Here is a 23,349-nt window from a genome sequence, read left to right as displayed (position 1 = left end):
GTTCCGGACGTAGCCGGCGGGCCGAATCGCAGTAAGCCGGCAGAACAACACGAGAAAGACAAACATCATGAAGTTCTTGTCCCTCGTCGAGCCGCCCGAGCCCATGCGGGGCCTGGAAGTTCCGCCCGAGGTGGTGGCGGCGCTCGGCGCAGGCGCGCGGCCGCCCGTGACGATCACGGTCAACGGGCATTCCTGGAAGAGCCGGGTCGCCCTCCTGCGTGGCCGCCACCTGCTCGGCCTCGGCAACGCCAACCGGCAGGCCGCAGGTGTCGCGATCGGCGAAGAGGTCGAGGTCGAACTGAAGCTCGACACCGAGCCGCGCGTCGTCGTCGAGCCCCCGGACTTCGCCCAAGCCCTGGACGACGACCCCATCGCCCGCACCGCCTACGACAACCTCGCCTACAGCCACAAACGCGAGCACGTGCGCGCCATCGAAACCGCAAAGAGGCCCGAAACCCGCCAACGGCGCATCGAGAAGGCCATCACCACCCTGCGGGGCTGAAACCCGACGGATCCGGTGTGAGAGCCTCACATCCGTGGCCAGTGAAACCGAGGTGGGAGAGCTGTTGCACCAACGCGGTTGGCGGTCGGCATTCACCGTCGGCGAAAGGGTGAACGCGTGGGCCGCTCTGGTGGGCGTCAAGACCTTGGGCGTTCGCTTCGCTCGGCAGGCGCTATCGGCACCGCCTCGGGCACGGCATGACCCTCGGCCTCCCGAGGCTACGGAGCTGCTCCGCCGGCGGTCACGTTCCGAGGAAGCTCACTGTTTCCGCCAGGTCCGCCCGGCCGGTGACCGTCTGCAGGTACATGCCCGCGTCCCCCCACTGCCCGGGACCCATCGTCCGGTCGAGGTAGCAAAACAGCACGACGGGCGCACCGAACGCCTCCGTGTTCACGGCAGCGATCCGGGTGGGCCTGGCGGGGTCGTCGCGCTCGATCCCCAGCGCCGCGTACCGCTGCGCGGCCGCGGCGGAAAAGCGGTCGCGATAGGGCGAGGCCAGTTCGGCCGGGTACATCGGGTACTCGCGCTCGTCACCGGAGTCTCCCGCCAACGCCCTGGCGGTCGCGAGCCTCTTCAGTTCGGCCAACGGCTCGCCGGTCATGACATACACGTGCCACGGCTGGAGGTTCCCACTCGACGGAGCCCGCGTGGCCGCGGTCAGCACCCGTTCGAGTACGTCCCTGGGCACCGGCTCGTCGCTGAACGCCCGCACGGCCCGGCGTGTGTCCACGGCTTCGTACACATCCACGTCTTCTCGTCCTCTCACCCGACGACAACCACGTCCCTACCGTCTCCGGCACCCGCGACGTGCAGCGGGGTCGCCTTCGGCGATGCGACGCGATGTACGCGGGCCGGGAGCATCGCGTGAATGTGCCGCCCTCGGCGTCGCCCAATAGGCCTTGATCGAGCCGCTGTTGCTCGCCCGGCGCAAGAATCGTGCCAGTGGTCGGCCGCCGACGACGGACCGGCGCGAGGTGGTGAACGCGGTCCTGTACGCGGCCCGCACATCCATCGGTTGGATACCTGCCACACGATTTCCCACCCCACGCGAGACGTCCGTCTCGCTTGGCCTCTTGCGCGTCAGTCCGGCAGCCAGTTCAGCTCGTGTGCCAGGGTTTTGGCGACGGCACGGATGCGGCGGTGGAGTGGGGACTGTTCGCGTGGGAGGACCAGGTGGATCGTCAGGCCGGCCGCGCCCCGCAGCGGTCGCCAGGTGAGATCGGGCGGTGATGCCGTAACCGCGGCTTCTCCGGCCGGGGCGAGGGTGACCCCGTCGCGCAGGTCGCGCTGAGACATGTCGAAAGAGACTGCGGGCGTGTGGAATCGGGGGTGCGGTCGGGCGTCTCGGAACAGTGCGGACAGCTGATCGTGGATCACGGGGTTGGCCGCCCGGTCCGGGAGTCGCAGCGGATACGCGGCCGCGTCGGCGATCTCGATCTCCGGGTGTTCGGCCAGCGGATGTTGCCGCGCCAGCTGGACCCCGATGCGCTGACGCCGCAGCAGGTATCGGCGCACGCCACGGCCCGGCTGTTCACCGCGGGTGATCCCGGCGTCGATGCGGCCGTCGGCGACCGCGGGGGAGATCTCCGGGGTCGCCATCGGGACCGCGCCGACCTCGAGTCCGCTGTTGCCGCGAATCAGCCTGTCCACCAGGGCCGGTGTCGTCTCGGCCCCGGTGCTGAGGCTGTATCCGATACGCAACGTGCCCAGTTCACCGGCCGCCGCGCTGCGGGCGGTGTCCCATGCCCGGTCCAGCGCCGCCAGCGCGGGCGGCGCGGACTCCGCCAAAGCCGCACCGGCCGTGGTCAATACGACGCTACGTGTGTTGCGGACCAGCAGGGCCGTACCGAGTTCCGCCTCCAATCGGCGCATTCGGGCGCTGAGTGCGGGCTGTGCGATACCGATCCGTGCGGCCGCTCGGGTGAAGTTCAACTCCTGCGCCAGCACCAGGAAGTAGCGCAGGCTCACCGTATCCGGCGCCACGCGCCCTCCCTGCCGATTGATAACGATCCGTTCTGACTCTATCCCGTACCGGTCTTTCCCTCGGCCGCGTATCGAGCCCTAACCTGCGCATATGACGATCCCACCGACCGCAGTATCCGTCGCCGGGATCGATCGATCCGCGTGTCGATTCGACGTCGGACGTGTCCGGCCGAGCACAGGAGGTTTCCAATGGCCAAGGGCTACTGGGTCAGTGTCTACCCCGCCATCTCCGACCCGGAGATGCTGACCGCCTACAACGAGCTGGCCCGTCCGGCTGTCCGAGCCGGGGGCGGGCGCACTCTGTCCGTCGGCGGTCGAGTCGTCGCCCACGAGGCCGGAATCACGCAACGCGTCGTTCTGGTCGAGTTCGACAACTTCGAACAGGCCGTCGCGGCATACGAGAGCGAGGCATACCGGAAGGCTCTGGTGGCCCTCCCCGACGGCTACGAACGCGACTTCCGCATCATCGAAGGCATCGACTGACCGACGGGCCCAGCGTCCCGGTTCGTCGTCGACGTCCTCGACGACCTGATCCCTGTCGGCGGCTCGCCGCGCCGGCGGTACGCACCTGACGTGTGCGGCCGAAGTACCGTTCAAGGCTTGGCGGTTCCCGGCATCCGTATACCGGAAGTCGCCCGATGGGATCCGGGCTTCGTGCTCGAAGTCCGCCTCGAACAGGGGCTGTTCCGCGTGCTGGGGCTACCGGGGACGGGCCGGCGCCTCTGTGTCGGAACAGTGGCGCCGGCTCGATCCGGGAACATACGGCGGCTTCGGCCTGGCGGGTGTCGTCGCCAAGCGCCTTTCGGCCTTGGTCGCCGCGACATGGCGCGACGACACCACCCATGCCACGGTTGTGGCCGCCGAACCCGTCAGGTCGGGTGGTGGTCGGAGACGGCGCCGAGTTCGATGTCGTATTCCAACAGGGCCTTCATGGCGCACAGGGCTGTGGCGAATCCGCCGACGGTGTCGTTCACCCAGCGCACGGCGTCGTCGCCCGAGCCCACGAAACCGGTCTCGGTGACCTCGACGAACGTGGCTCCTTCCGCGCGCGGGGTGAACCGCAGCTCGACGGTGGTCGGCTGCCCGTAGTTGCCCCACTCGAACCGGATCAGCCGGGCGTCCTGGACCTCCTTGACCCGGACGTCGGCCGATGCACCGTACGTCTCCCACTCCCAGTGCAACTCGGCGCCCGCAACCATCGGCCCGCTGCTCTTGCTGTACCAGAACCGGGAGGTCACAGCCGGGTCGGCGAAGGCGCGGAACACCTCCTCGGCGGGCTTGCGGACGATCATGCAGGCATACGCGGCAGGGGCGCGAGAGAGCGCGAGTTCAGGCGTTTCCATACGGATAATCATGCACCACGGGCGCCCTCGGCTCCGAGATTTGCACCTACGCGTCCGGGACCGCCACGGCCGCGACGCCCGGGATTCCACAGGGGCAAGTACGGCCTGCGGCTTGGGCGTTCCTTCGAGAGAGCAGGGCCGCAGCAGCCGGGAGCACATCGCGGACGTGGGCTCGGCACACGACCGTGCGGACCGGCGGATCCGCCGTCGGCCGTGGCGTCGTGGGCATGGTCGCGCCGCGGATGCGGTACCGCCGTCCGGTGTTCGCCTTCGCCCGTTCGAGCGACCCGAGGGCGGGTCGCTCGGACGCCGGCGCGCGGATCGGTCACGCTCGGCCCGGACAGGCCCTCGACGATGCGGGGCGTACGGACGGACACAGAGAGCAGGGTGAGCGGCGATGTCGCGCAACGGGTCGATTCGAGGGTTCGTCGGGCGGTCGCTGACGGTGGGCTCCGCGCTGGTGGTGCTGGCCGCCGGGCAGGCCTGTGCCATCGCTCCCCCGGTCACGGAGCCGGCCTCGGCGCAGGTTGCGGCCGCGGTTCGCCCGTCGGGTTCCGACCTGGAGGTCATCCGGATCGATCCGGACTCCGTCGCGCCGGGCAACACCACCACGGTGCACGCTCTCATCGACAACGCCGGGCCGGACCGGACGGCCTCACCGTTCACCGTGGTGATCACGCTGCCGGAAGGCGTGACGCCCGAGGGCCCGTTCTTCCCGGAGGACTGCGCCGTGTTCCAGAACGGCCACCGAGTGCGCTGCGTCTTCCCCGCCGGTCTGCCGCAGTCCCGAATCGCCACGGCGGTCGTCCCGGTACGGATCGCCGACACCGTCCCCGTCGGCGACCTGACCGGCGGCTACGTCGCGGTCCGCAGCGAGGACGACCGCAACCCCGGGAACGACAGGCAACCGTTCACGATCCACGTCGTGGAGACCGCCCAGGACTGAGTCGGGCCGCGGCGTAGCCGAGGCCGTGTCGCCCTGCTTTGCCATACTTGCCCGCGAGTCGAAATCGAGTCCCGACCGGGCAGCGGGAGCCACGCAGCACGAACCCGGGAGACGAGACCCGCCTCCGTGGCTGTCCGGGAGACACGTCCGCCCGGATACTGTGGCGATGACGATGACGAACCACAACGATGTCGTTCTCGATGGTCGGCTGCCCTTCATACAGCGCATCGCGCAACTCGTCGAAGTGTGGGTCCGAGACGGCCGGGGCCGCGACCACGTGGTGACCGACAAGGCGTTCTTCACCGTCTACTCCTGGTACCTCCGACACCGGGACGAGCACGATCCGGTGTTGGGGGAATTCGTCGCCGTTTCCCACGACTTCAACGGCGGTGACGACGGCTGGGAAACCATGCTGCGCGTGCGCGCCGTGTGCGCGGGCTGCTGGGACACATACCGCATGGGAAACATCTACGTTTGCACAGGATGTATGGAGTACGGCTGCGATGCCTGCGGTCCCCACCGATACTGCGCCGGCGAGCTCGTCTGACCCACGTCGTTGTCCAACGCGGTGACAGGCCGACGGCGCGAACCGCCCCGACGGTGGTGCTCCTCGCCCGTCGGCAGGCTCGCCTTCGTGGCCGGCACGATGTCGTCGCGGCGGCCGGGGATTCCCGCCGGGGCCGGTGGTCGCGGGAACGACGCGCCGGCCCCGGACCGGGCGCAACCGTCGCCCGGGCGCGGCGAAGCCGTCAGGCGCCTGCGGTGGTGATCGCGTCCAGTGATTCGGCGAGTACTTGGCCGCCGTCGACGATCAGGCCCTGGCCCGTGATGAACCCCGCGTGTTCGGAGGCCAGGAACAGCGCCGCGTGGCCGATCTCCTCGCTCGTCGCGAGCCTGCCCATCGGAATGGACCGGGCCATGTCGCGGATGTAGTCGGCACCGAGGTCCGCCACGCCCTCGGTGAGCACGTTGCCGGGCAGCAGGGCGTTGATCGTGATGCCGTGGGGGGCCAGTTCCAGGGCCGCGGCCCGTACGAAGCCCATTTGTCCGGCCTTGCTGGCCGCGTAGTGGCTCCAGCCGGGGTAGCCGGTGACGGGTCCGGTGATGGACGCGGTGACCACGACCCGAGCGTGCGCACTGCGCCGCAGGGCCGGCAGGAAGGCCGTCACGGTGAGCATGGTGCCGCGCAGGTTGACGTTGAAGACTTCGTCGATGCGCTCGGCGGTGAGGTCGGTCAGCCGCGCGCTGGGGAAGATGCCCGCGTTGCAGCAGACGACGTCGACGCCGCCCAGTACCTCGACCGCCTCGTCGGCGAGCCGCGTAATCGCCGCGGGGTCGCCGACGTCCGCCGCGATGCCGGTGACTTTCCCGCTCGTGGCGGTGAGTTCCGTCGCGGTCGCGTGGACGTCGGCGGCGTTGCGGCCGGTGATGACCACGTGGGCTCCGGATCGGGCGAAGACAGCGGCGATTCCCTTGCCGATGCCCTTCGAGCCGCCGGTGACGACGACACGGCGGCCGTCCATGGATGGGGGTGTCATGAATGCTCCTGTGGTGTTTCGGGTGGAGTCGGTCGGATGTGGGTCGGGCCCGGGCGCCGGCGCCGTGGGCAGGATGAATCCGCGGTGCGGCGGTCAGCGGCTGTTGGCCGACCGGCCGCGCCACCATCGGTTCTGTTTGCCGAGGTATGCGTCCGCCAGTTCGGCGCTCGCCTTCGTGAATGCCGCGCCCTTGGCCCGCGCGAGGTCGGTGTCGGGGTGTGAGCCCAGCCAGGCGACGACCATCAGGCGCCTGAGCATGATGAAGGTCTGGATCTCGTTCTCGTCCTCGGTGGTGAGCGCGCGGACCCGGCGGTAGCCGGTGAGCCAACTGCCGATGAGGTCCGGGACCTGCGGGGACTCCTCGAGGAAGGTGAGGGCGGCGGCCAGGTCGTACAGGAACCAGCCGGACCCGCAGTCGTCGAAATCGATCACCGCGGTCCGGTCGCCGTGCACGAGAAGGTTGGCCAACCGGAGGTCGGCGTGGATCAAGCCGAATCGGCTCGGACGGGTTCCGTATCGCGACAACCGTTGGCGAATGATCGCTTCCGTGTCCGCGAGCACCCGGCGGACCTCGCCGCCGGCGCCGGGCCCGTCCTGCCACCGTCCCCAGTGCGCGTGTGTGCCGAGCATCGCGGCGAGGTCCCACCGCATCCGGGTGAACCCGGCGGGAGGCGTCCAGGTTTCGGCGTGCCGGTGCAGGCGGGCGGTGATTTCGCCCAGGCGTTCGAACTGCGGAGCGGGCACGTTCTCGTCCGGAGCGTCACCGGGGATGAGGTGGAACAGCACGGCATGCCGCCGCTGCCCGCCCGCGGTGAGCGGATCGACGCCGACGACGAGGCGGCCGTCCGAGGCGGGAATCGGCTCCGGGGTGGCGATCTCGGTCTCGTTGCGCAGTGCCGCGACCCAGGCCAGTTCGGACCGGATCTCGGCGGCCGTGTGGTAGCCGGGACGGTGGACCCGCAGGATGCGCGGGGCCGCGCCCGGCCCGGCGTGGATGCGATAGGTCGCGTTCTCCGAGAGGTTCAGCAGTTCGAGCGGGGTGTCGCGGTCGATGCCGTACGCGGGCAGGATGCGGCGTGCCAGGGAGTCGTACGGTTCATCGGCGACGGCACCGGGTGGTGTGTCGTCGCGGTCGGACTCGGGTCTTTCGGGGGACATGCCTTCTCCTGAGGGCGCGGACAGCCGAAGGGGCGGTGGCGTCGGGGGCGGTGGAGCCGGCTGGACCGGACTCGTCGGTTCAGTGGTCACGTCCCTCGACGGCCGCCAGTGCCGCGTCGATCGCGTGGCGTGCGGTGGTGACGTCTTCCAGGGTGCCGCTGATGTAGACGCGGCCGGCGGCGCCGATCATTTGCACGTCGACCAGGGTGTTCTTCGGCGCCGCGCGCTCCGCCTCGTTCGCGGCGAGGGCCGCGTACAGCGCGGGGGTCATCTCCATCACCAGCAGCGTCTGCCCCGGCAGGATCATGGATGCCTGGCGGGTGCGGTTCAGGATGACCGCGTGCTGGTCGGTGACGTCCTCGATCACGTCGGTGTACAGCAGGCGGGGCTTGAGCTGGTCGGTCGGGCTGCGGCGGATCCCGGCCTGGATGGCGGCGCCGGCGCGCTCCAGGTCGTCGGTCTTCTTGGTGTGGAGTTCGAGGATGCCGAACTGGCGTTCCACGAAGAGCAGCCCGGGTTCCGCGGTGGGTACGGCCTTGAGCGCCAGGTCGATGACACGCTCGATGGCCAGTCCGGGGGCCACTTCGATGATCAGGGCGTGGTCGCCTTCCAGGGGTGGATAGCCGCGGGCTCGCGTGGGGGTCCCCAAGTATGCGGCGAACTGCCGCTGCAGGCTGCGCAGGGTCAGGTATACGCGGAGTTCGGTCGCCGGCGCGGCGGGCTGCGACGGGGCGGCCTGCGGTGCGGCGGGCTGCGGCGCGACAGCCGGCGCAGCGCTGCGGTCCTGCGCGGTGCGGGGGCGCCGCCGCGTGGCGCCCCCGGTCGGCTCGTCGGAGGTCGTTGTCATCGCGCTCGGCCCGTGGTGTTTCCGCCGCCGTTGAAGTGCCGGTTCACTTCGGGGTGGGGGCGGGGGATGACGTGGACGGAGACGAGTTCGCCGACCTGGGCGGCGGTGTCCGCGCCGGCGTCGGCGGCGGCCTTGACCGCTCCGACGTCGCCGTTGATGACGACCGCGACCAGGCCGTCGCCGACCTCCTCGCGACTGATGATGGTCACGTTCGCGGCTTTGACCATGGCGTCGGCGGCGGCGAACGCCGCGACGTAGCCGCGGGTTTCGATCATTCCGATGGCGTCGGACATGAGGTCCCAACTTTCGTGTTCAGGAGGTGCGGTGGGTGGTGGAGGTCTCGTCGACGGAGCCGATGATCAAGGCGTCGATCGGTGCGTTGTCGGGGAATCGGCGGGCGGCGCTCATGCCCTGGGCCACGAGTACACGCTCGCCGACGCCGGTTCCCAGGACGTCGAACGCGATGATCACCTCCGGTGACGCCTCGAATGCCACGGTCAGGAACGCGCCGGACGGAACGCCGGTGACGCGTCGGGTAGACCAGACGGATCCGGTGACGGTGCCGATGCGCATCAGGTCTCCTCCCGGTCGATGCGGATGCCGAGTCGGCGGGCCGTGTCCCGCCCCAGGGGGGTGATGACGGCGCGGGGGCCGGCGACGATGTGGTGTCCGGCGGCGGCGGCCGCGGTGACCGCGGCCTCGCCGACGGCGCCGCGCTCGATCCGATGTACGCCCTGTGCCGGAGCGGGCTCGGCACCGCCGGCGTGGGCGGGGTGAGCGCGGTCGAGCCGGAACCGGATCCTGCGGTCGTCGAGGGCTGCCCGCCCCTCGGGTGTTGCGGTGAGGTCGAGCAGCAGCCGTACGAAACGCGCGAGGTCCGCGTCGTCCCGGAGCAGCACAGGGCGGTTGTCCGGTGCGGCGACGGTGGGTGCGACGGCGGTCGGCTCGGCAGCGATCGGTGCGACGCCGGCAGAGGGCGGCGAACTCCCCCGACCCGCCCCGGCGGAGGTCAATTCGGCGACCGCCTCGCGAACCGCCTCGGCGACGAGGCCGCGCAGTTGGTCCCACGAGGTCCCGACGGCCGACGCGCCGACGGCCGACGGCGTGCCGTTCACGGCCTGGCTCGCACGGCTTCGCGCGCGGCCTCCGCGGCCATGCGGACGTCGGATTCGGAACCGCTGAGGTAGACGCGCCCGGTGGCGCCCATCATGCGGTAGTCGACGACTTTGATGTCGGCGGCCTTCTCGGCCTGGTTCGTGGCGAGGATCGCGTAGGACGCCGGGGTGACCTCCAGGGTGAACAGTGACTCGCCCGGCAGGACCATCGAGCCGGACTTGTTCCGGTTGATCAGGAACGCATGCCTGGGATCGACACTCGTGATCGTCTTGTCGGCCAGGATGGTCGGGGCGGGCACCGCGGCGGGATCCGCGCCCAGTGCGTCCAGGATGGCGTCGGCGGCCGAGCGCACGGCGTCGGTGGATCGCGAGTGGATTTCGAGGTAGCCGAACTGCCGCTCGACGACCAGGATGCCGGCCTGCACATCGGCGTACTTCAGCGCCACGTCGGTCAGCGGCTCGATGTCCAGACCCGGCGCGACTTCGATGATCTGCGCCGACATGTTGGTGCGGGGCAGACTGCCTCGCACGAAGGTGCCCAGGTAGCACATGGTCTGTGGCTGGAGTTGGTCGATGAAGATGAACGAGCGCAGTTCAGCCATGGTGGGCTCCCAGCGCGCTGTGCAGTTCGGCACGGACGAGCCGGCGGATCTCTTCGCGCAGCAGGTCGAGTTCCCGACCGGCCGCCTGACCGTTGGAAGCGTGGGATGCGCCGACCGGCGGGACCGTGTCGTGGGGAGCCGGGCGAGCCGCCGGCGGCGTCGGCCGGGCGGGCCACGGCTGCATGCCCGCGAAGTCGTCGAACGCGACGCCGGCATCCCGGTTGTACGCCATGCGCGTGTATTGCACGAGGTGGCGCGGTTCCAGGTTCTCGCCGAGCGAGCTGCGGCCGGTGAACCCGGTACCGATGGTCATCGTGGGCGCCAGATTGGTCTCGAATCCCGAACTGCCCAGGCTGGCACCGACGTTGACGCTGACCCGGACGACTTCCACAGCCGCTCCGAAGGCCATGACGGTGGCGCGGTCGCGGCTGTGGATGGCGGCGGAGTGTCCGCGTCCGCCCCGGCGCAGCAGCAGCCGGGCCAGTCGGATGCCGCCGGCCGCGTCGGCCACCGGGTGGAACCCCAGGACGGGGCAGAGCTTCTCCTGGGTGAGCGGTTCCTCGAAGGGGCGCTCGAACGGCGCGACGAGTACCCGCTTGCCCGGACGGATGCGGAATCCGGCCTGCTCGGCGATCCAGGCGGCGTCCCGGCCGATGGCGGCGGCGCGCAGGCGGCCCTCGGGGTAGAGCCAGTCCCGCAGGCGGTCGCGCTCGACGGGGTCGCACACGTGTGCGCCGGCGTTCTCCAGAGCGCGCAACAGGTCCGTGGCTATGGAGTCTTCGGCCAGCAGCACCGATTCATTGGTGCACAGGACGGAGTTGTCGAACACCTTGCTGGCCACGATGCGTTCGGCGGTCGCAACGAGGTCGGCCGTGGCGTCGACGAGCACGGGCACATTGCCGGGTCCGACGCCCAGGGCCGGGTTCCCGGAGCTGTAGGCGGCGCGCACCATGGGGGTTCCACCGGTCGCCAGTACGACACTGCAGCCGGGGTCGGTGATGAGGGCATCCACCAGGGGGATGGTCGGTTCATCGACGACCTGGACGACGTCGGCGGGTGCTCCGGCCGCCACGGCCGCCGCGTTGAGTGTGCGGGCGGCGTCCGCACTGGCGGCCTTGGCCGCGGGGTGCGGGCTGATGACGATGGCATTCCGGGTCATCAGGGCGAGCAGGACCTTGAAGTAGACGGTCGAGACCGGGTTGGTCGATGGTGTCAGGGCGACGACGACGCCTGCGGGACGGGGAATTTCCAGGATCTTGGCGTCCGCGTCGAAGCGGGCGCCGACATGGTCCTCGGCTCCGTAGCGGGCCAGGAGACCCAGCGAGCACGCCTCGTTCTTGGTGGTCTTGTCGGCGACCACGCCCATCCCGGTTTCCCGCACCGCCCATTCCGCGTAGCGGGCGGCGTTGTCGTGCCCGGCCTGTGCGGCGGCTCGTACGATGCGGTCGACCCGGTCGCGGTCGAGCACGGCGAATTCGTCGGCTGCCCAGCGCGCGCGCTCCAGCAGGGTTCGCGCGTGTGCCGCCGGATCGGGGCCCCAATCGGTGGTGCGGGCCTCGGTGGTGCGGGTCCGGTCCCGCCGGGCGCTCACGCGGCGCGTCCGGACGTCGCTCGGGCGGCGGCGCGGGCCTGGCCGACCGCCGCGTGGAGGCGTTCGAGCAGGTCGTCGACGAGTTCGGGTGACATCAGCAATCCCGGCTTGAACTGGAGGACACGGGTGTCGAGTGTGGAGAAGATGGCCCAGACGCCGTTCTCGTACAGTGCTCGCATGACGAGTTGGGCGCCCGTGGGGTGGTCGAATTCCAGGCCGATCACCAGGCCGTTCTGTCGGATGCCGACGAAATAGTCCGGGTGATCGGACCGGATGTCGGCCAGTCCGCGGGCGAGGCGGGCGGCGATCGAGGCGACGGTCGCTCCGGTCTGCGGTCGGGCGGTGATCTCCAGGACCTTCATCGCGACGATGCAGCCGAGTTCGGCTCCGCCGAAGGTCGAGATGTGGCCGAAGCCGTCCTCGTCCAGCCAGCCGGCGACCCTGTCGGCGACGATGACCGCGCCCAGGGGGTAGAGGCCGCCGGCGGTGCCCTTGCTCGTGACCAGGATGTCCGGCGAGACGCCGGCCTTGTATATGCCCCACATCTCGCCCGTGCGCATGAGGCCGGTCTGTACCTCGTCGGCGATGTAGACGGTCCCGTACCGTTCGCACAGGTCCTTGACCCCGACGAGGTATCCGGGTTCGGGCATCACGAAGCCGTAGGTCGCCGGGATCGTCTCCACAAGCACCGCCGCGACGTCGCCGCCGCGCAGTGCCGACTCCATCGCGGCCAGGTCGTTGAAGTCGACCTGGGGGAACTGGGACGGCTCGTCGACCAGGAACAACCGTGAGAACCGCGGGTTGCCGGCGTTGACGGCGAGTCCGGTGTGGCCGTGGAACGCGTTCCGAATGGACACGATCTTGCGGCGTTTGGTGGCGTGCCGGGCGGTCTTGAGCGCGATGTCGATCGCCTCGCCGCCGCCGGCGGCGAAGATCACCTTGCCCATGGTGCCGTCGCAGGTGGCGAGCAGGCGTTCCGCCAGTGCGGTGCGGGCGACCGACGGGAAGTGGTGATTTCCCACGTCGTAGTGGGTCATCGCCTCGTTCATGGCCGCGACCAGTTCGGGGTGTCGGTGGCCGAGGCTGTAGGTGCCGCCGTTGAGGTGGACGTCGATCAACTTTCGACCGTCGGCGTCCCAGAGGTGATACCCCTCCCGGCGATCGATGACGAGGTCGACGCCTTGGTCCAGCCAGAACTGCGTCTTGCCGGGGTTCCACGCGGCACGGGAGCGATCGAGGAAGTCGTCTCTGGATGCGTAGGAGACGAAGCCGTAGTCGCGCATCATCACTCCTTCCTCGATGGGCGGACCACGTCCGGGCCGCTGTTTTGGTTCATACCGTATGTGTACCGATTAGCTTTTCGGTTGTCAACGCTCGCAACAACTCAACCGTATGCCGCAAAGGTCTTGCCTGGCCTCGTACAGCAGTGGCAGCATCGCCGGTATCCCGCCGATGAATATTCGCAAAAGCCACATTTATCAGGGGATCTCCGTCGTAGACGATCACAATGCCGACCGTAGCCACTGAAGGGTCGATGCCATGACCGATATTGGTTCGAGAACGACGCCCCACCCGCCCGAGCCCGACCCGCGAGAGCACGTGCAGCGGCTGCGGCCCAACGCGGTCGGCCTCACGGCCGTGGTGTTCATGGCCGTGGCCACCGCGGCACCCATCAGCGCGATGGTCGGCAACGTGCCGGTGGCCGTGGGCTTCGGCAACGGCACCGGCGCTCCCGCCGGCTACCTCGTGGCCACCATCGTGCTCACCGTCTTCGCCGTGGGCTACATGGCCATGGCGCGGCACATCACCGCGGCGGGCGCGTTCTACGGCTTCGTCTCACACGGGCTGGGCCAGGTCGCGGGCATGTGCGCCGGACTGCTCGCCACGGTCGCCTACATCGTCTTCGAGGCGTCGCTGACCGGCCTGTTCGCCTACTTCGCGAAACTGACCACGGCCGACCTCTTCGGCATTTCGCTGCCCTGGCTCTGTTACGCGTTGCTCATGCTCGCGCTCAACGCCGTGCTGTCGCACTTCGACATCAACCTGACCAGCAAGGTCCTCGGCCTCGCCCTGGTCTCCGAGGTGCTCATCCTCACCGCGCTCGCCGTGGCGATACTCGTGCACGGAGGCGGCCCGGACGGCTTCGTACCGCAGGTGGTCAACCCCCTGAACGCCTTCCACGCCGCCTCGGGAGTCGCCGGCGCAAGCGTCGGCCTCGGCCTGTTCATGGCCTTCTGGTCGTGGGTCGGCTTCGAGTCGACCGCGATGTACGGCGAGGAGTCCCGTGACCCCAAGCGCATCGTCCCCATCGCCACCATGCTGGTGGTCGTCGGCGTCGGCGTCTTCTACGTCTTCGTGTCCTGGATGGTCGTGGCCGCCAACGGACTGGACCGATCGGTGCGCGTGGCCGGCGGCGACTCCCCCGCCGAACTGCTCTTCGGGCCGACCCGCCTCCTGCTCGGCGACTGGGCCGTCACCCTTTTCCAAATCCTGCTCGTCACCGGCTCGTTCGCCTGCGGCATGGCGTTCCACAACTGCGCGTCCAGGTACCTCTACGCGATCGGCCGGGAAGACGTCGTACCCGGCACCCGACGCACCCTCGGCGCCACACACCCGAAACACGGCTCGCCCCACGTCGCCGGCCACGTCCAGTGCGCGATCGCCACGACACTGGTCCTGGGCTTCGCGCTGGCCGGCAAGGACCCCTACCTCGACCTGTTCGTCGTCCTGTCCGTCCTGGGCACGATGGCCATCCTCATCGTCCAGATCCTCAGCTCCGCGGCCGTCATCGGCTACTTCCACGTGCGGCGCAAGCACCCCGAAACCGCCCACCCGCTCCGCACGTTCGCCGCGCCGCTGGTGGGCGGCATCGCAATGGTCCACGTGGTGGTCCTGCTCTTCCAAAACCTCGACACGGCGGGCGGCGCCGCGTCGCGGAGCACGATCTTTCGGATGATCCCCTACCTGGTGCTCGGCGTCGCCGTGTTCGGTGTCGTGCTCGCGCTCTACACGAAGGTCCGGGCGCCGCATCGGTTCGCGCTGATCGGCCGCGTGGTGTTGGAGGAATCCACGGAGCGGGCGACCTGACGTCGCGCCTCGGCTCCGCCCCCGGTTCTGCCGACGACCGTACGGCCGTTTGGGGTACCGGAGGCAACCGAATCCGGAAATGGTGTAAACCATACTTGTGTCCATGGAACATGACGAAGTCCCAGTCCCGACGTCCGGCACCGCCGAGGACGTCCGCCGCCGCATCCTCGACCAGATCCGCAGCGGTCTGCTCCGGCCCGGCGACAAGCTCGGTGGCGAACGCGACCTCGCCCAGCAGTACGACGTCAGCCGATCCACCCTGCGGCAGGCGCTCGACGCCCTCCAACAAAGCGGCGTCGTACGCCGTGTGCCCGGACGCGGCGGCGGCACCTTCGTCAGCCACGGCAAGGCCGAGCGCGACCTTTCCGCGGCCGTCGGCGTACCGGCCTACCTGCGCCGGCAGGGGTTCGAAGCCGGCACCAACGTGCTGTCCACCGCGCTGCGCGCCGCGGACAAGGACACCGCCCGACGGCTGCGCCTGTCGTCCGGCGACCTCGTGTTCGACCTGGTGCGGCTGCGACTCGCCGACGGCCGGCCGATCAGCCTCGAACACGCGCAACTCGTCGCCGAACACTTCCCCGGCCTCTTGGAATGCCCCCTCGGCGGATCCGTGTACGAGCTGATCGCCGAGCACTACGGCACCACACCGGCCGAAGTCACCGAGGAAATCGAGGTCGTCGCCGCCACTGCGGACGAAGCCCGGGTGCTGGAGGTCGAGCCCGGCGCGCCACTGATCTCCGTCGTCCGGGTGGCGGCGGATCACCAGGGACGGGTCTTCGAGTTGTCCCACGACCTGTTCCGCGCGGACCGGACCCGGATGACCATCCGCACCCGGTTGCGCGAAGACGCCCAGGACGAGGGCGGGTTGCGGATCCAGGCGACCTGACCGTCCACCGCGCGGCGGGCGGTGGTGCTCACCGGCGCCGGGCGGGCCTTCTGCGTGGGCCAGGACCTGCGGCAACACCGCGAGCAACTGGCCCGCAGCCCCCAGGCGGCCCTCGGCACCGTCGCCGAGCACTACAACCCGCTGGTGATGGCCCTGACCACGATGCGCAAGCCGGTGATCGCGGCCGTCAACGGTGTGGCGGCGGGCGCCGGGGCGGCACTCGCGTTCGCGTGCGACTTCCGGGTCTTCGCCGAGACCGCGACGGTGAACCCGGCGTTCGCGGGCATCGGGCTCGGTGCCGACTCGGGAGCATCGTGGACCCTGCCGAGGCTGGTGGGACACGCTCGGGCGACCGAGTTGTTGATGCTGTCCGAGACGATCTCGGCGTCGCGCGCGTTGGAGCTGGGACTCGCCAACAGCGTGGTGCCCGTCGAGGCCGTCGCGGCGACGGCGAACGACCTCGCCCGACGCCTGGCGGCGGGGCCGACGGTGGCGTTCGCCGCGATCAAGGAGGCCCTGGTGTGCGCGGCCACGCTACCGCTCGCCAGGGCGCTGGGTAAGGAGAGCGCCCTCCAACTCCGCGCCGGCAAGTCCACAGACCATCGGGAAGCGGTGGACGCCTTCCTCAACAAGACCCAACCACGATTCACCGGCCATTGACGAGCATGTCCCGCAAACACCCGACGAGCGGGATCATGGCCGGGCAATCATCGCTGTGAACCATTTTCTATATGGTTGCAAACGGTCTGGATCGGCTGGGACGCCGATGAACACCCGGCCCGCCGCGGCCTGCGCACGACGGTGCGGTGCGATTCACGTTCTGCGCGCTCGCCGCCGCGGGCGTGCCTTGGCGCGGTGTCGCAGGCGTCGCGTTGGTGTTGGGTTGGGTGGGTTGGGGTCAGGTGTTGCCTCTTGGGGTGGCCAGGCCGGATTCGTAGGTTATGACCACCAGTTGGGTGCGGTCGCGGGCGTGGAGTTTGGTCATGGCTCGGTTGACGTGGGTTTTCGCGGTCGTCGGGCTGATCACCATGCGCGCGGCGATCTCGTCGTTGGACAGTCCCTGGGCGACCAGGGCGACGGATTCGCGTTCGCGGTTGGCAGTTCGTCCAGGCCGGTGGCGGCTCCGGGCAGTGGCTGGGTGATGTACCGGTCGATCAGCCTGCGCGTGATGGACCGGGCGAGCAGCGCGTCGCCACGCGCGGCGACGCGTACGGCGTGCAGGAAGTCCTCCGGCACGATGTCCTTGACGAGGAACCCGGCGGCGCCGGCACGCAGCGCGTCCAGGCGGATCGGCGCCTCCGTGGCGGCCCTGCTCGGGCCGGCCGGCGCGATCGTCGGCGCCCTGGCCCTGGCCCGCGCCACCGGCCGCGCCCGCACCCGCTCCGGACCGGGCACCGGACGCAACGGCGCCTTCGTCGCCCTGGCCGCGGGTACGGTCGGCGCGGCCCTCGGGCTGCTGGTCGTCGTCACCGCCGAAGGCGGCCTCGGGACCGGCAACGGCCTGGGCGGCGGCATCGTCGCCCTGATCGTCGGAGTGATCGCCGTGGTACTCGGCGCGTCGGCCCTGGCCCGCTTCCGCCGCGTGCCGGCCTGACCGGTCAAAGCCGACGCCACCGAAGCCGACGTCGTCGACGTCGTCGACGTCGGCGGCGCCGCGTTCGACCGATGGCTCATGGGCGACCCGTGCGGTCGCCGGCGCGGTCAGGGTGTCGTGTGGCCCACGGCCTCGGCGTAGAAGGAGCGGTCGACGAGTTTGTCCTCCGGCAGCGCCGGGGCCTCGATGACCTTGCCCTCGATGTACATGCTCTGGACCCGGTCGGTCGTGCCGCCGCGGATCTCCCAGTCGACCACCTGCGCGGGCACGGCCTTCAGCAGTTCGGGTTTGCTGCCGAGCGTCGTCGCCAACTCCTCGACGAAAGCCGGGTCCTGCTTGTAGTCGCCGGCGAAGTAGGTGTTCACGGTGCGGATGAGCGCGCGCAGGAACGCGACGCCGGCGTCCCGGTTCTTCTCCAGGAGGTTTTGCCCGTAGAGCATTCCGCCGAGCGGCTCGCCGACCGGCTGACCACCCAGGAAGGTGTACTCCGGCTTGCCCTCGAAGTCCTTCCAGGCCGGGTCGAGCAGCCACGCGGCGTCGATGCCGCCGTTCTTGAACGCCTCGGGCACACCCGCACCGTCCAGTTGCTGGAACGAGACCTCGGTGGGCTTCGTCTTGTGCCGGGCGAGCACACTCTGGATCGGGTACATGATCACCGACGTCTTGCCCACCAGCGTCCCGAAGCGCGCGTTCTTGAGGTCGACCGCGTCTCCGGTCCGGCCGTTCTTGACCCTGGCCCAGACTCCGGTTTTGGATTCGGGTGCCGCCGAGTAGTTGCCCGCGACCCACTTGATGTCGAAGCCCTGCTTGACCGCGTTGACCATGCCGGCCTCGGGCGCCGAATACAGCACGTCCACTTGGCCCTTGGCGAGCAGCGTGATCGCGTCGGTGGCCGGCATCTGCTTGAGCTCGACGTCCAAGCCCTCCTTGGCGAACTCGCCCTTGGCGATCGCGGTGCGCAGCGGGCCGAGGTATTCGGCCGACAACGATCCTGCGGTCACGGTGAGTTTTGCCTTCTGCGCGAGCGGCTTGGCGGCGGGCGAACCCGCGGCGCAGCGCGCGGGCTTGCGGGTCGGGGCCAGGTCGGCCGGGTCGGTCCATGCCTTCTCGCAACCCGCGACCGCCTCGATCGCACGCTTGGGCTGCGGGGACTTGGACCGGTTCGAACCGGAGTCGGAAGAGCCGCCGCCGCATGCGGCGAGCAGCGCGGTGCACGCCAACAGTGCGGTGGTGGTGAGGAATCCACGTCTCGCCATGATGTGCCTTTCGGGGTCGGTGCGCCCGTGGTATTCGGGCCGGCCGGGCGCGAGCCGGCCCGGCGGAGGTGGTGACGTCGGGTCAGGACTGCCCGGGACCGCGGTCGCGCGGTGCCCACGGGGTGCACAGTCGGCCCACGCGGCGGATCAGCTCGGAGAACAGCACGCCGACGATGGCGACCACGATGATTCCGACGAACATCGCGCGGTTGTCGAAGAGTTGCCGTGAATTGAAGATCACGTAGCCCAGGCCCTTGTTGTCGGGCGAGGCGATTCCTTCGGAGGCGATGATGACCAGGACCGCGACGCCCGCCGAGATCCGCAGGCCCACCATCACCTGCGGCAGCGACGCGGGCAGCAACACGTGTCGGAACATCTGCCAGGGGCCGGCGCCGAAGACCGCTCCGGCCTCGCGGTAGCCGTCGGGCACGGCGATGACGGCGGCCATCGTGGCGATCCAGACGAAGAAGAACACCGTCACGGCGACGAGCGCGATGTGCGGCGCCTCGCCGAGGCCGAACATGGTCATGAAGATGGGGAGGAGCGCGAGCTTCGGCACCACGTACAGGGCGTCCAGGGTGGGTTCGAGCGCGGCCCGAATCAGCGCGTTGGTACCCATCAGGAGGCCGACGACGAATCCGCCGAGGGCGCCGATCGCGTAGCCGGGCAGGACCCGGGCGAGTGTGGCCCACACGTCCGGCCACAGTTTGCCGTCGGTGGCGTCGGACCAGCCGTCCGCAACGATGGTCGAGGGCGCGGGGTAGAGCCGGTCGTCGATCCACCCCTGCTTCGCGGCGAGTTGCCACCACAGCAGGAGCAGCACGGGAACGGCGACGGCCAGGCCGATCTCCAGGAGTCGGCGTCGCGTCCGCGCCCGGCCGGGATCACGCTCCGCGGGGCCCGGCTCGCGGACCAGCACCCGGATCGGCGCGGCGTCCTTCACGGTGACCGTCACGGTGCGACCTCCTTCTTGCCCGATTCCTGATCCTGGTTGCGCGCGCGGCCCTGGGTCGGGTCCCGAACCGGATCCGGGTCCGTCTCCGGGCCCGTCTCCCGGCCCACACCCCTCCCCTGCTCGACCTCTCCGCGCAGCAGTTCCCACAGTTCGGCCTGCATCGCGGCGAACTCCGGTGACCTGCGCACCTCTCCGGTGCGGGGGCGGACGAACGGCGGTACCCGCTCGGCGATCAGTCGACCCGGGCGCGCGGACATCACCAGGACGCGGTCGCCGAGGACCAGCGCCTCCTCCAGGCTGTGCGTGACGAACAGGACGGTGCGCTTGTCGGCCTGGCAAATCTCGAGGAGTTCGTCCTGCAGGATCGTCCGCAGTTGCGCGTCCAAGGCCGCGAACGGCTCGTCCATGAGCAGGATTTCCGGCTCGACCGCGAGGGCCCGCGCGATCGACACGCGCTGCTGCATCCCGCCGGACAAGGCCGCGGGGTAACGGTCGGCGAAGTCCGCGAGTCCGAGTCGGCCCAACCAGTCGCGGGCTCGGGCATTCGCCTCCTTGCGGGGCACCCGACGCAGGTCCAGGCCGAACCGGACGTTCGCCAGCACCGTCTTCCACGGGCTGATGCCGTAGTTCTGGAAAACCATCGCGGCGGGGTTCGCGGTCGCGGCCGTCACCTCGACCCGGCCGGCGGTCGGCTTGACCAGGCCGGCCACGATCCGCAGGAAGGTGGATTTGCCGCACCCGGACGGGCCGACGATGCAGCAGAACTCGCCGGCCGCGACCTCCAATTCGAGGGGCCCGAGCGCGTGCACGCGACTCGCGCCGCGACCGAACCGGCGCTCGACCCCGGCAGCTCGGATCCTGCCGGCCTGCGCGGCCGGCTCGGGCGGTTCCTGGCCCACGTGTCTCACCCCTGAAGTCCGTACGATCCGTCGTTCCTTGCAACCAGTGCCGTATGCGCGCGAGTTCGAGCACACCCGGTGCCCCCACCGGAGTCGATCATTCCGCTCGACCGGCGTGACGATATGACGATGCGTCAGATTTCACAATCGATAGGATCGACAAGGTGACATTGATCTTGAGACACGCACCGACCCGAACCCGAGCACCCCCACCAACACACCCGGAGGTAACTCCCCGCAGTCACAACCCCCACCTCGGCAACAACCACACATCGCCGCAAGCCGCCGGACCCGACGACTGGGGGCCGCCCGCCCCCGATCGTTGGATGGATCTGGGGGCGTAACCCGCGCACGTTCCTGGAACCGCTGTCCCACTACGCCGGATACGCCATCGACTGGGAAACCGTCGAGGCCGGCGTCCGAGTCACCGGGGCCGACACACCCGGGCTCCGCCTGCGCGCGGACACGCTCCTGACCGCCCTCGCCGCCGTCTGACCAGCGCGACCCGGCTTCCCCGTGCGCGTGCCCGCAACCGGGCCGGGCCGCGGTGGGCTCGGTCCGGTTGGGGCGGGGCGGAGGGTCAGGGGTTGGTCGGGGGTGGTGTGGTGTCCCGGGTCGGCGAAGCGTCCCAGGCTGCGGAGGTTGTGCCCGTCGGCTCGGGCTTGCCGGGATCCTGGGCGACGCCGTTCGAGTAGACGATGTCGATCAGCAGGATCCGGTCGTTGCCCGCCGTGCCGTCCTTGTCCGTGGACGTGGTGAGCCAGATGTCCCCGTCGGGGTCGACCTCCACGGTGCGCAGCCGGTCGTACGTGCCCTCGAAGTACGCCTTCTGCTCGACCAGGTTGGAGTCGGAGTCGATACGCAACCGGTAGACGCGCTCACCCCGGGTCGTGGCCACGAACACGTAGTCGTTGATGATGGTCAGGCCGCTCGGCGAGGCGGACGACACCGGCCAGGTCTTCTTCGGCGCGATGTATCCGGCGCAACTACCCTCGGTGCCCTGGCAGTTGGGCCAACCGTAGTTGCCGCCCTTCTGGATCAGGTTGACCTCGTCCATGATGCTGTCGCCGAACTCCGCCTGCCAGAGCCGGCCCTGGGAGTCGAAGTCCAGGCCCTGCGGGTTGCGGTGCCCGATGGACCAGACGGCGTTGCCGAACGGGTTGTCCGACGGGATCGAGCCGTCCGGATTGATGCGCAGGATCTTGCCGTTGAGGGAGTTCTTGTCCTGCGCCCTAGAGTCGTTCTGGGCGTCGCCCATGCCGGCGTACAGCTTGCCGTCGGGGCCGAAGCGAAGCCGTCCGCCGTTGTGGAAGCGGCTCTTGGCCATGCCGTCGAGCAGCACCTTGTAGCCGCTGAGCGTGTTGTTCTCCAGCTTCATCCGGGCGATGCGGTTGCCGTCGGTCGAGGTGTGCAGGAAGTACAGGTAGTGGTCGGTGGCGAAGTTCGGGGAGACCTCCAGCCCCATGAGGCCGCCCTCGCCGCCGGTGGTCTGCGAGTTGGGTACCTTGCCGAGCTTCGTCTTCTGGCCGGATTTGGTCAGTCGGTAGACGTCGAAGGTGTTGCGCTCGGTGTAGATCCCGGAGCCGTCCGGCAGGAACGCCACGCCCCAGGCCACATCCACACCACTGGCCAGGGTCTTCACGGTGCCCGGATCGGGAACGCCACCCGGCTGGGAACCGGCGGTGGTGACGCTGATTTCCGGGCCGAACGCCGACCGGTTGCCCTTGGCGTCGAAGGCCCGCACCTTGAACCGGTACGCCGTGGCCGCCTTCAGGCCGGCGACGGTCGTGGACGCGGTCTCCGAGGTGCCGGCGGCGGCGCCGTCACGGTAGATGTCATACCCCGTGACCTGCACATTGTCCGTGGACGGGGTCCAGGTCAGGTCGACGCTCGTCGCGGTCTTGCCGGTGGCGCGCAGCCCCTGCGGCACACTCGGCGCCTCGCCGTCGGGCGGCGCGGGCAGCGTGGCGATGGTGACCGCGTTGCTGGCGTCGGAGACGTTCGGGACGGCGTCGCGCGCGAAGACGGTCCAGTCGTAGCTGGTTTCCGGCGTCAGGCCGGTCACCGTGGTGGCCAACGTGGAGCCGTCGACCTGCTTCATGAGTTGGCCGTGCTGGTAGACGTCGTACCCGGTGACCTTCACATTGTCGGTGGCCGCGTCCCAGGCGAGCGAGACGGAGGTGGTGGTCGGCTCCTTGTCCTTGCGCAGGTTCTTCGGGGCCGTCGGCTTCTCGGTGTCGGCCGGGCCCTGCGGGGTGACGATCAGGCTGTCGAGGTTGGGGCCGTCCACGCCCGAGGTGGTGGCACGGATCCTGTTGGTACCGGCGACCAGTGCCGTCGTGACGGAGGCCGTCTTCCAGGTCGTCCAGGCGCCGGTGCCGGGGAAGGAGAGATCGTTGGCGGCCTGGGTTCCGTTGACCGTGACGTCCAGCGGCCGGTCCATGGACGTGCCGTTGGCGTAGCGGAAGTCGAGCTTCGTGGCACCCGGTTGCTGCGCCTGGACGGTGAACTCGACGTACGCGTCGGAGACCGCGTCGAAGTTCACGAAGCCGGTGCCGGTGTAACCGGCGTGGTTGGACTCCACCTTGCCCTTGACGACCTGGGCGGCCTCCGCCTCGTACGTGGCGGCGGCGCGAGGAAGGGGAGCGGAGTGGGCGGCGGGCAGCGCCACGCAGAGCGAGGCGGTGGTGGCCGCGGCCACCAGGGCGCCGAATGCCCTGGACGGCCGGGGTTTGCTGCGTCTCACGGTGTCCTCCAGCGAAGAGGGACCGAGCGCGGGGGCGGCTCGGCGGCTCGTGGTGCTCCCCGGGCGGGCCGCTGCGAGCGTCTTCGCGGTGCGCGATTTCCGGCAACGGTCTTTCACGCGGGGGAAGTTGGCGCTGGACCTGGATAGTTAGGAAAGTTTCCTAACTGGTGATGGAGCACGCTAGAGCCCGATAAGGCACCTGTCAACGGGTCACACGCCACCCGACGCGCGGCCGCGAATGCGTCCGTCGAGGCCGATGCGCGCGAACCCCAGTCCGCGCGGCGTGGTCGGCGGGACCGAC

Annotated in this window: 23 protein-coding genes and 3 pseudogenes; 9 read left to right on the top strand and 17 right to left on the bottom strand. The window is 69.8% G+C overall.

Going from position 1 to position 23,349, the window contains the following annotated elements; all coding sequences use genetic code 11:
- Window positions 1-67: 67 nt before the first annotated feature.
- Entirely contained in the window at window positions 68-502 is a 435-nt protein-coding gene (locus tag ACWGR4_RS31695; RefSeq protein ID WP_452130862.1) for a YdeI/OmpD-associated family protein, read from the top strand.
- Between the two features lie 289 nt (window positions 503-791).
- On the opposite strand, the pseudogene ACWGR4_RS31690 reads toward ACWGR4_RS31695, so the two are convergent.
- Window positions 792-1,250: pseudogene (locus ACWGR4_RS31690) on the bottom strand (nitroreductase family protein); the annotation flags it as partial.
- A gap of 151 nt (window positions 1,251-1,401) precedes the next feature.
- Here ACWGR4_RS31690 and ACWGR4_RS31685 point away from each other — a divergent pair.
- A pseudogene (locus ACWGR4_RS31685) lies at window positions 1,402-1,536 on the top strand (transposase); the annotation flags it as partial.
- A 46-nt stretch (window positions 1,537-1,582) separates the two neighbouring features.
- Here ACWGR4_RS31685 and ACWGR4_RS31680 read toward each other — a convergent pair.
- A complete protein-coding gene (locus tag ACWGR4_RS31680; RefSeq protein ID WP_452130861.1) occupies window positions 1,583-2,485 on the bottom strand; it encodes a LysR substrate-binding domain-containing protein in 903 nt (300 codons plus the stop codon).
- Between the two features lie 189 nt (window positions 2,486-2,674).
- Between ACWGR4_RS31680 and ACWGR4_RS31675 the strand changes: the two genes are divergently transcribed.
- Window positions 2,675-2,968, top strand: coding sequence for a DUF1330 domain-containing protein (locus tag ACWGR4_RS31675; protein ID WP_452130860.1), 294 nt, complete (start codon window positions 2,675-2,677; stop codon window positions 2,966-2,968).
- 386 nt (window positions 2,969-3,354) lie between these two features.
- Here the strand turns inward: ACWGR4_RS31675 and ACWGR4_RS31670 are convergent, their stop codons facing one another.
- Window positions 3,355-3,828 carry an SRPBCC family protein gene (locus ACWGR4_RS31670; protein WP_380006460.1) on the bottom strand — a complete coding sequence of 158 codons (474 nt, stop codon included), beginning with the start codon at window positions 3,826-3,828 and terminating at the stop codon, window positions 3,355-3,357.
- Window positions 3,829-4,225: 397 nt separating this feature from the next.
- Between ACWGR4_RS31670 and ACWGR4_RS31665 the strand changes: the two genes are divergently transcribed.
- Together ACWGR4_RS31665 and ACWGR4_RS31660 are read left to right on the top strand one after the other, a co-directional pair.
- Window positions 4,226-4,774, top strand: a complete 549-nt coding sequence (locus ACWGR4_RS31665; protein WP_452130859.1) for a hypothetical protein — start codon at window positions 4,226-4,228, stop codon at window positions 4,772-4,774.
- Window positions 4,775-4,940: 166 nt separating this feature from the next.
- Window positions 4,941-5,321: a hypothetical protein gene (locus tag ACWGR4_RS31660; RefSeq protein ID WP_380006454.1), complete on the top strand. Its 381-nt coding sequence runs from the start codon at window positions 4,941-4,943 to the stop codon at window positions 5,319-5,321.
- A gap of 202 nt (window positions 5,322-5,523) precedes the next feature.
- Here ACWGR4_RS31660 and fabG read toward each other — a convergent pair whose 3' ends face one another.
- From fabG to ACWGR4_RS31615, 9 genes are all read right to left on the bottom strand, one after another.
- On the bottom strand, window positions 5,524-6,312 hold the full coding sequence (gene fabG / locus ACWGR4_RS31655; RefSeq protein ID WP_452130858.1) for a 3-oxoacyl-ACP reductase FabG: 789 nt from the start codon (window positions 6,310-6,312) through the stop codon (window positions 5,524-5,526).
- A gap of 93 nt (window positions 6,313-6,405) precedes the next feature.
- Window positions 6,406-7,470 (bottom strand): phosphotransferase enzyme family protein, encoded by a 1,065-nt coding sequence (locus tag ACWGR4_RS31650; RefSeq protein WP_452130857.1) that lies wholly within the window; start codon window positions 7,468-7,470, stop codon window positions 6,406-6,408.
- Between the two features lie 79 nt (window positions 7,471-7,549).
- Window positions 7,550-8,317 carry a microcompartment protein gene (locus ACWGR4_RS31645; RefSeq protein ID WP_452130856.1) on the bottom strand — a complete coding sequence of 256 codons (768 nt, stop codon included), beginning with the start codon at window positions 8,315-8,317 and terminating at the stop codon, window positions 7,550-7,552.
- Window positions 8,314-8,610: a BMC domain-containing protein gene (locus ACWGR4_RS31640; RefSeq protein WP_452130855.1), complete on the bottom strand. Its 297-nt coding sequence runs from the start codon at window positions 8,608-8,610 to the stop codon at window positions 8,314-8,316. The genes ACWGR4_RS31645 and ACWGR4_RS31640 overlap by 4 nt, the downstream gene beginning before the upstream one ends.
- 19 nt (window positions 8,611-8,629) lie before the next feature.
- On the bottom strand, window positions 8,630-8,890 hold the full coding sequence (locus ACWGR4_RS31635) for a EutN/CcmL family microcompartment protein (protein ID WP_380006438.1): 261 nt from the start codon (window positions 8,888-8,890) through the stop codon (window positions 8,630-8,632).
- Window positions 8,890-9,432 (bottom strand): hypothetical protein, encoded by a 543-nt coding sequence (locus ACWGR4_RS31630; RefSeq protein ID WP_452130854.1) that lies wholly within the window; start codon window positions 9,430-9,432, stop codon window positions 8,890-8,892. Before ACWGR4_RS31630 ends, ACWGR4_RS31635 begins: the two co-directional genes overlap by 1 nt.
- On the bottom strand, window positions 9,429-10,034 hold the full coding sequence (locus ACWGR4_RS31625) for a BMC domain-containing protein (protein WP_380006432.1): 606 nt from the start codon (window positions 10,032-10,034) through the stop codon (window positions 9,429-9,431). Before ACWGR4_RS31625 ends, ACWGR4_RS31630 begins: the two co-directional genes overlap by 4 nt.
- Window positions 10,027-11,625: an aldehyde dehydrogenase family protein gene (locus tag ACWGR4_RS31620; protein WP_452130853.1), complete on the bottom strand. Its 1,599-nt coding sequence runs from the start codon at window positions 11,623-11,625 to the stop codon at window positions 10,027-10,029. Before ACWGR4_RS31620 ends, ACWGR4_RS31625 begins: the two co-directional genes overlap by 8 nt.
- On the bottom strand, window positions 11,622-12,911 hold the full coding sequence (locus ACWGR4_RS31615) for a class-III pyridoxal-phosphate-dependent aminotransferase (protein WP_452130852.1): 1,290 nt from the start codon (window positions 12,909-12,911) through the stop codon (window positions 11,622-11,624). The genes ACWGR4_RS31620 and ACWGR4_RS31615 overlap by 4 nt, the downstream gene beginning before the upstream one ends.
- A 253-nt stretch (window positions 12,912-13,164) precedes the next feature.
- Here ACWGR4_RS31615 and ACWGR4_RS31610 point away from each other — a divergent pair, with 253 nt between their 5' ends.
- From ACWGR4_RS31610 to ACWGR4_RS31600, 3 genes are all read left to right on the top strand, one after another.
- Window positions 13,165-14,712 carry an APC family permease gene (locus ACWGR4_RS31610; RefSeq protein ID WP_452130851.1) on the top strand — a complete coding sequence of 516 codons (1,548 nt, stop codon included), beginning with the start codon at window positions 13,165-13,167 and terminating at the stop codon, window positions 14,710-14,712.
- Window positions 14,713-14,815: 103 nt separating this feature from the next.
- Window positions 14,816-15,598, top strand: a complete 783-nt coding sequence (locus ACWGR4_RS31605; protein ID WP_452130850.1) for a GntR family transcriptional regulator — start codon at window positions 14,816-14,818, stop codon at window positions 15,596-15,598.
- 21 nt (window positions 15,599-15,619) lie between these two features.
- Window positions 15,620-16,258: an enoyl-CoA hydratase-related protein gene (locus ACWGR4_RS31600; protein WP_452130849.1), complete on the top strand. Its 639-nt coding sequence runs from the start codon at window positions 15,620-15,622 to the stop codon at window positions 16,256-16,258.
- 238 nt (window positions 16,259-16,496) lie between these two features.
- On the opposite strand, the pseudogene ACWGR4_RS31595 reads toward ACWGR4_RS31600, so the two are convergent.
- Window positions 16,497-16,879, bottom strand: a pseudogene (locus ACWGR4_RS31595) (LuxR C-terminal-related transcriptional regulator); the annotation flags it as partial.
- On the opposite strand from ACWGR4_RS31595, the gene ACWGR4_RS31590 reads away from it, so the two are divergent.
- Window positions 16,836-17,192, top strand: coding sequence for a DUF6223 family protein (locus ACWGR4_RS31590; RefSeq protein ID WP_452130848.1), 357 nt, complete (start codon window positions 16,836-16,838; stop codon window positions 17,190-17,192). The pseudogene ACWGR4_RS31595 and the gene ACWGR4_RS31590 overlap by 44 nt on opposite strands.
- A gap of 107 nt (window positions 17,193-17,299) precedes the next feature.
- On the opposite strand, the gene ACWGR4_RS31585 is transcribed toward ACWGR4_RS31590, so the two are convergent.
- The 4 genes from ACWGR4_RS31585 to ACWGR4_RS31570 form a co-directional block, all read right to left on the bottom strand.
- Entirely contained in the window at window positions 17,300-18,448 is a 1,149-nt protein-coding gene (locus tag ACWGR4_RS31585) for an ABC transporter substrate-binding protein (RefSeq protein ID WP_452130847.1), read from the bottom strand.
- Between the two features lie 82 nt (window positions 18,449-18,530).
- Window positions 18,531-19,403, bottom strand: a complete 873-nt coding sequence (locus ACWGR4_RS31580; protein ID WP_452130846.1) for an ABC transporter permease — start codon at window positions 19,401-19,403, stop codon at window positions 18,531-18,533.
- On the bottom strand, window positions 19,400-20,260 hold the full coding sequence (locus ACWGR4_RS31575; protein ID WP_452130864.1) for an ABC transporter ATP-binding protein: 861 nt from the start codon (window positions 20,258-20,260) through the stop codon (window positions 19,400-19,402). The genes ACWGR4_RS31580 and ACWGR4_RS31575 overlap by 4 nt, the downstream gene beginning before the upstream one ends.
- A 622-nt stretch (window positions 20,261-20,882) precedes the next feature.
- Window positions 20,883-23,048 (bottom strand): PQQ-dependent sugar dehydrogenase, encoded by a 2,166-nt coding sequence (locus ACWGR4_RS31570; protein WP_452134284.1) that lies wholly within the window; start codon window positions 23,046-23,048, stop codon window positions 20,883-20,885.
- Between the last annotated feature and the right edge of the window lie 301 nt (window positions 23,049-23,349).

It is taken from the genome of Embleya sp. NPDC055664 (assembly GCF_053618075.1).
This window is presented reverse-complemented; position numbering and strand designations above follow the sequence as displayed.

Bases quoted from the DNA above. Each gene is read 5' to 3' on its own strand.
- ACWGR4_RS31660 (WP_380006454.1), top strand. From the start codon at position 4,941: ATGACGATGACGAACCACAACGATGTCGTTCTCGATGGTCGGCTGCCC.
- ACWGR4_RS31585 (WP_452130847.1), bottom strand. From the start codon at position 18,448: ATGGCGAGACGTGGATTCCTCACCACCACCGCACTGTTGGCGTGCACC.
- ACWGR4_RS31665 (WP_452130859.1), top strand. From the start codon at position 4,226: ATGTCGCGCAACGGGTCGATTCGAGGGTTCGTCGGGCGGTCGCTGACG.
- ACWGR4_RS31675 (WP_452130860.1), top strand. From the start codon at position 2,675: ATGGCCAAGGGCTACTGGGTCAGTGTCTACCCCGCCATCTCCGACCCG.
- ACWGR4_RS31670 (WP_380006460.1), bottom strand. From the start codon at position 3,828: ATGGAAACGCCTGAACTCGCGCTCTCTCGCGCCCCTGCCGCGTATGCC.
- ACWGR4_RS31645 (WP_452130856.1), bottom strand. From the start codon at position 8,317: ATGACAACGACCTCCGACGAGCCGACCGGGGGCGCCACGCGGCGGCGC.
- ACWGR4_RS31610 (WP_452130851.1), top strand. From the start codon at position 13,165: ATGACCGATATTGGTTCGAGAACGACGCCCCACCCGCCCGAGCCCGAC.
- ACWGR4_RS31640 (WP_452130855.1), bottom strand. From the start codon at position 8,610: ATGTCCGACGCCATCGGAATGATCGAAACCCGCGGCTACGTCGCGGCG.
- ACWGR4_RS31605 (WP_452130850.1), top strand. From the start codon at position 14,816: ATGGAACATGACGAAGTCCCAGTCCCGACGTCCGGCACCGCCGAGGAC.
- ACWGR4_RS31625 (WP_380006432.1), bottom strand. From the start codon at position 10,034: ATGGCTGAACTGCGCTCGTTCATCTTCATCGACCAACTCCAGCCACAG.
- ACWGR4_RS31695 (WP_452130862.1), top strand. From the start codon at position 68: ATGAAGTTCTTGTCCCTCGTCGAGCCGCCCGAGCCCATGCGGGGCCTG.
- ACWGR4_RS31650 (WP_452130857.1), bottom strand. From the start codon at position 7,470: ATGTCCCCCGAAAGACCCGAGTCCGACCGCGACGACACACCACCCGGT.
- fabG (WP_452130858.1), bottom strand. From the start codon at position 6,312: ATGACACCCCCATCCATGGACGGCCGCCGTGTCGTCGTCACCGGCGGC.
- ACWGR4_RS31615 (WP_452130852.1), bottom strand. From the start codon at position 12,911: ATGATGCGCGACTACGGCTTCGTCTCCTACGCATCCAGAGACGACTTC.
- ACWGR4_RS31635 (WP_380006438.1), bottom strand. From the start codon at position 8,890: ATGCGCATCGGCACCGTCACCGGATCCGTCTGGTCTACCCGACGCGTC.
- ACWGR4_RS31590 (WP_452130848.1), top strand. From the start codon at position 16,836: ATGTCCTTGACGAGGAACCCGGCGGCGCCGGCACGCAGCGCGTCCAGG.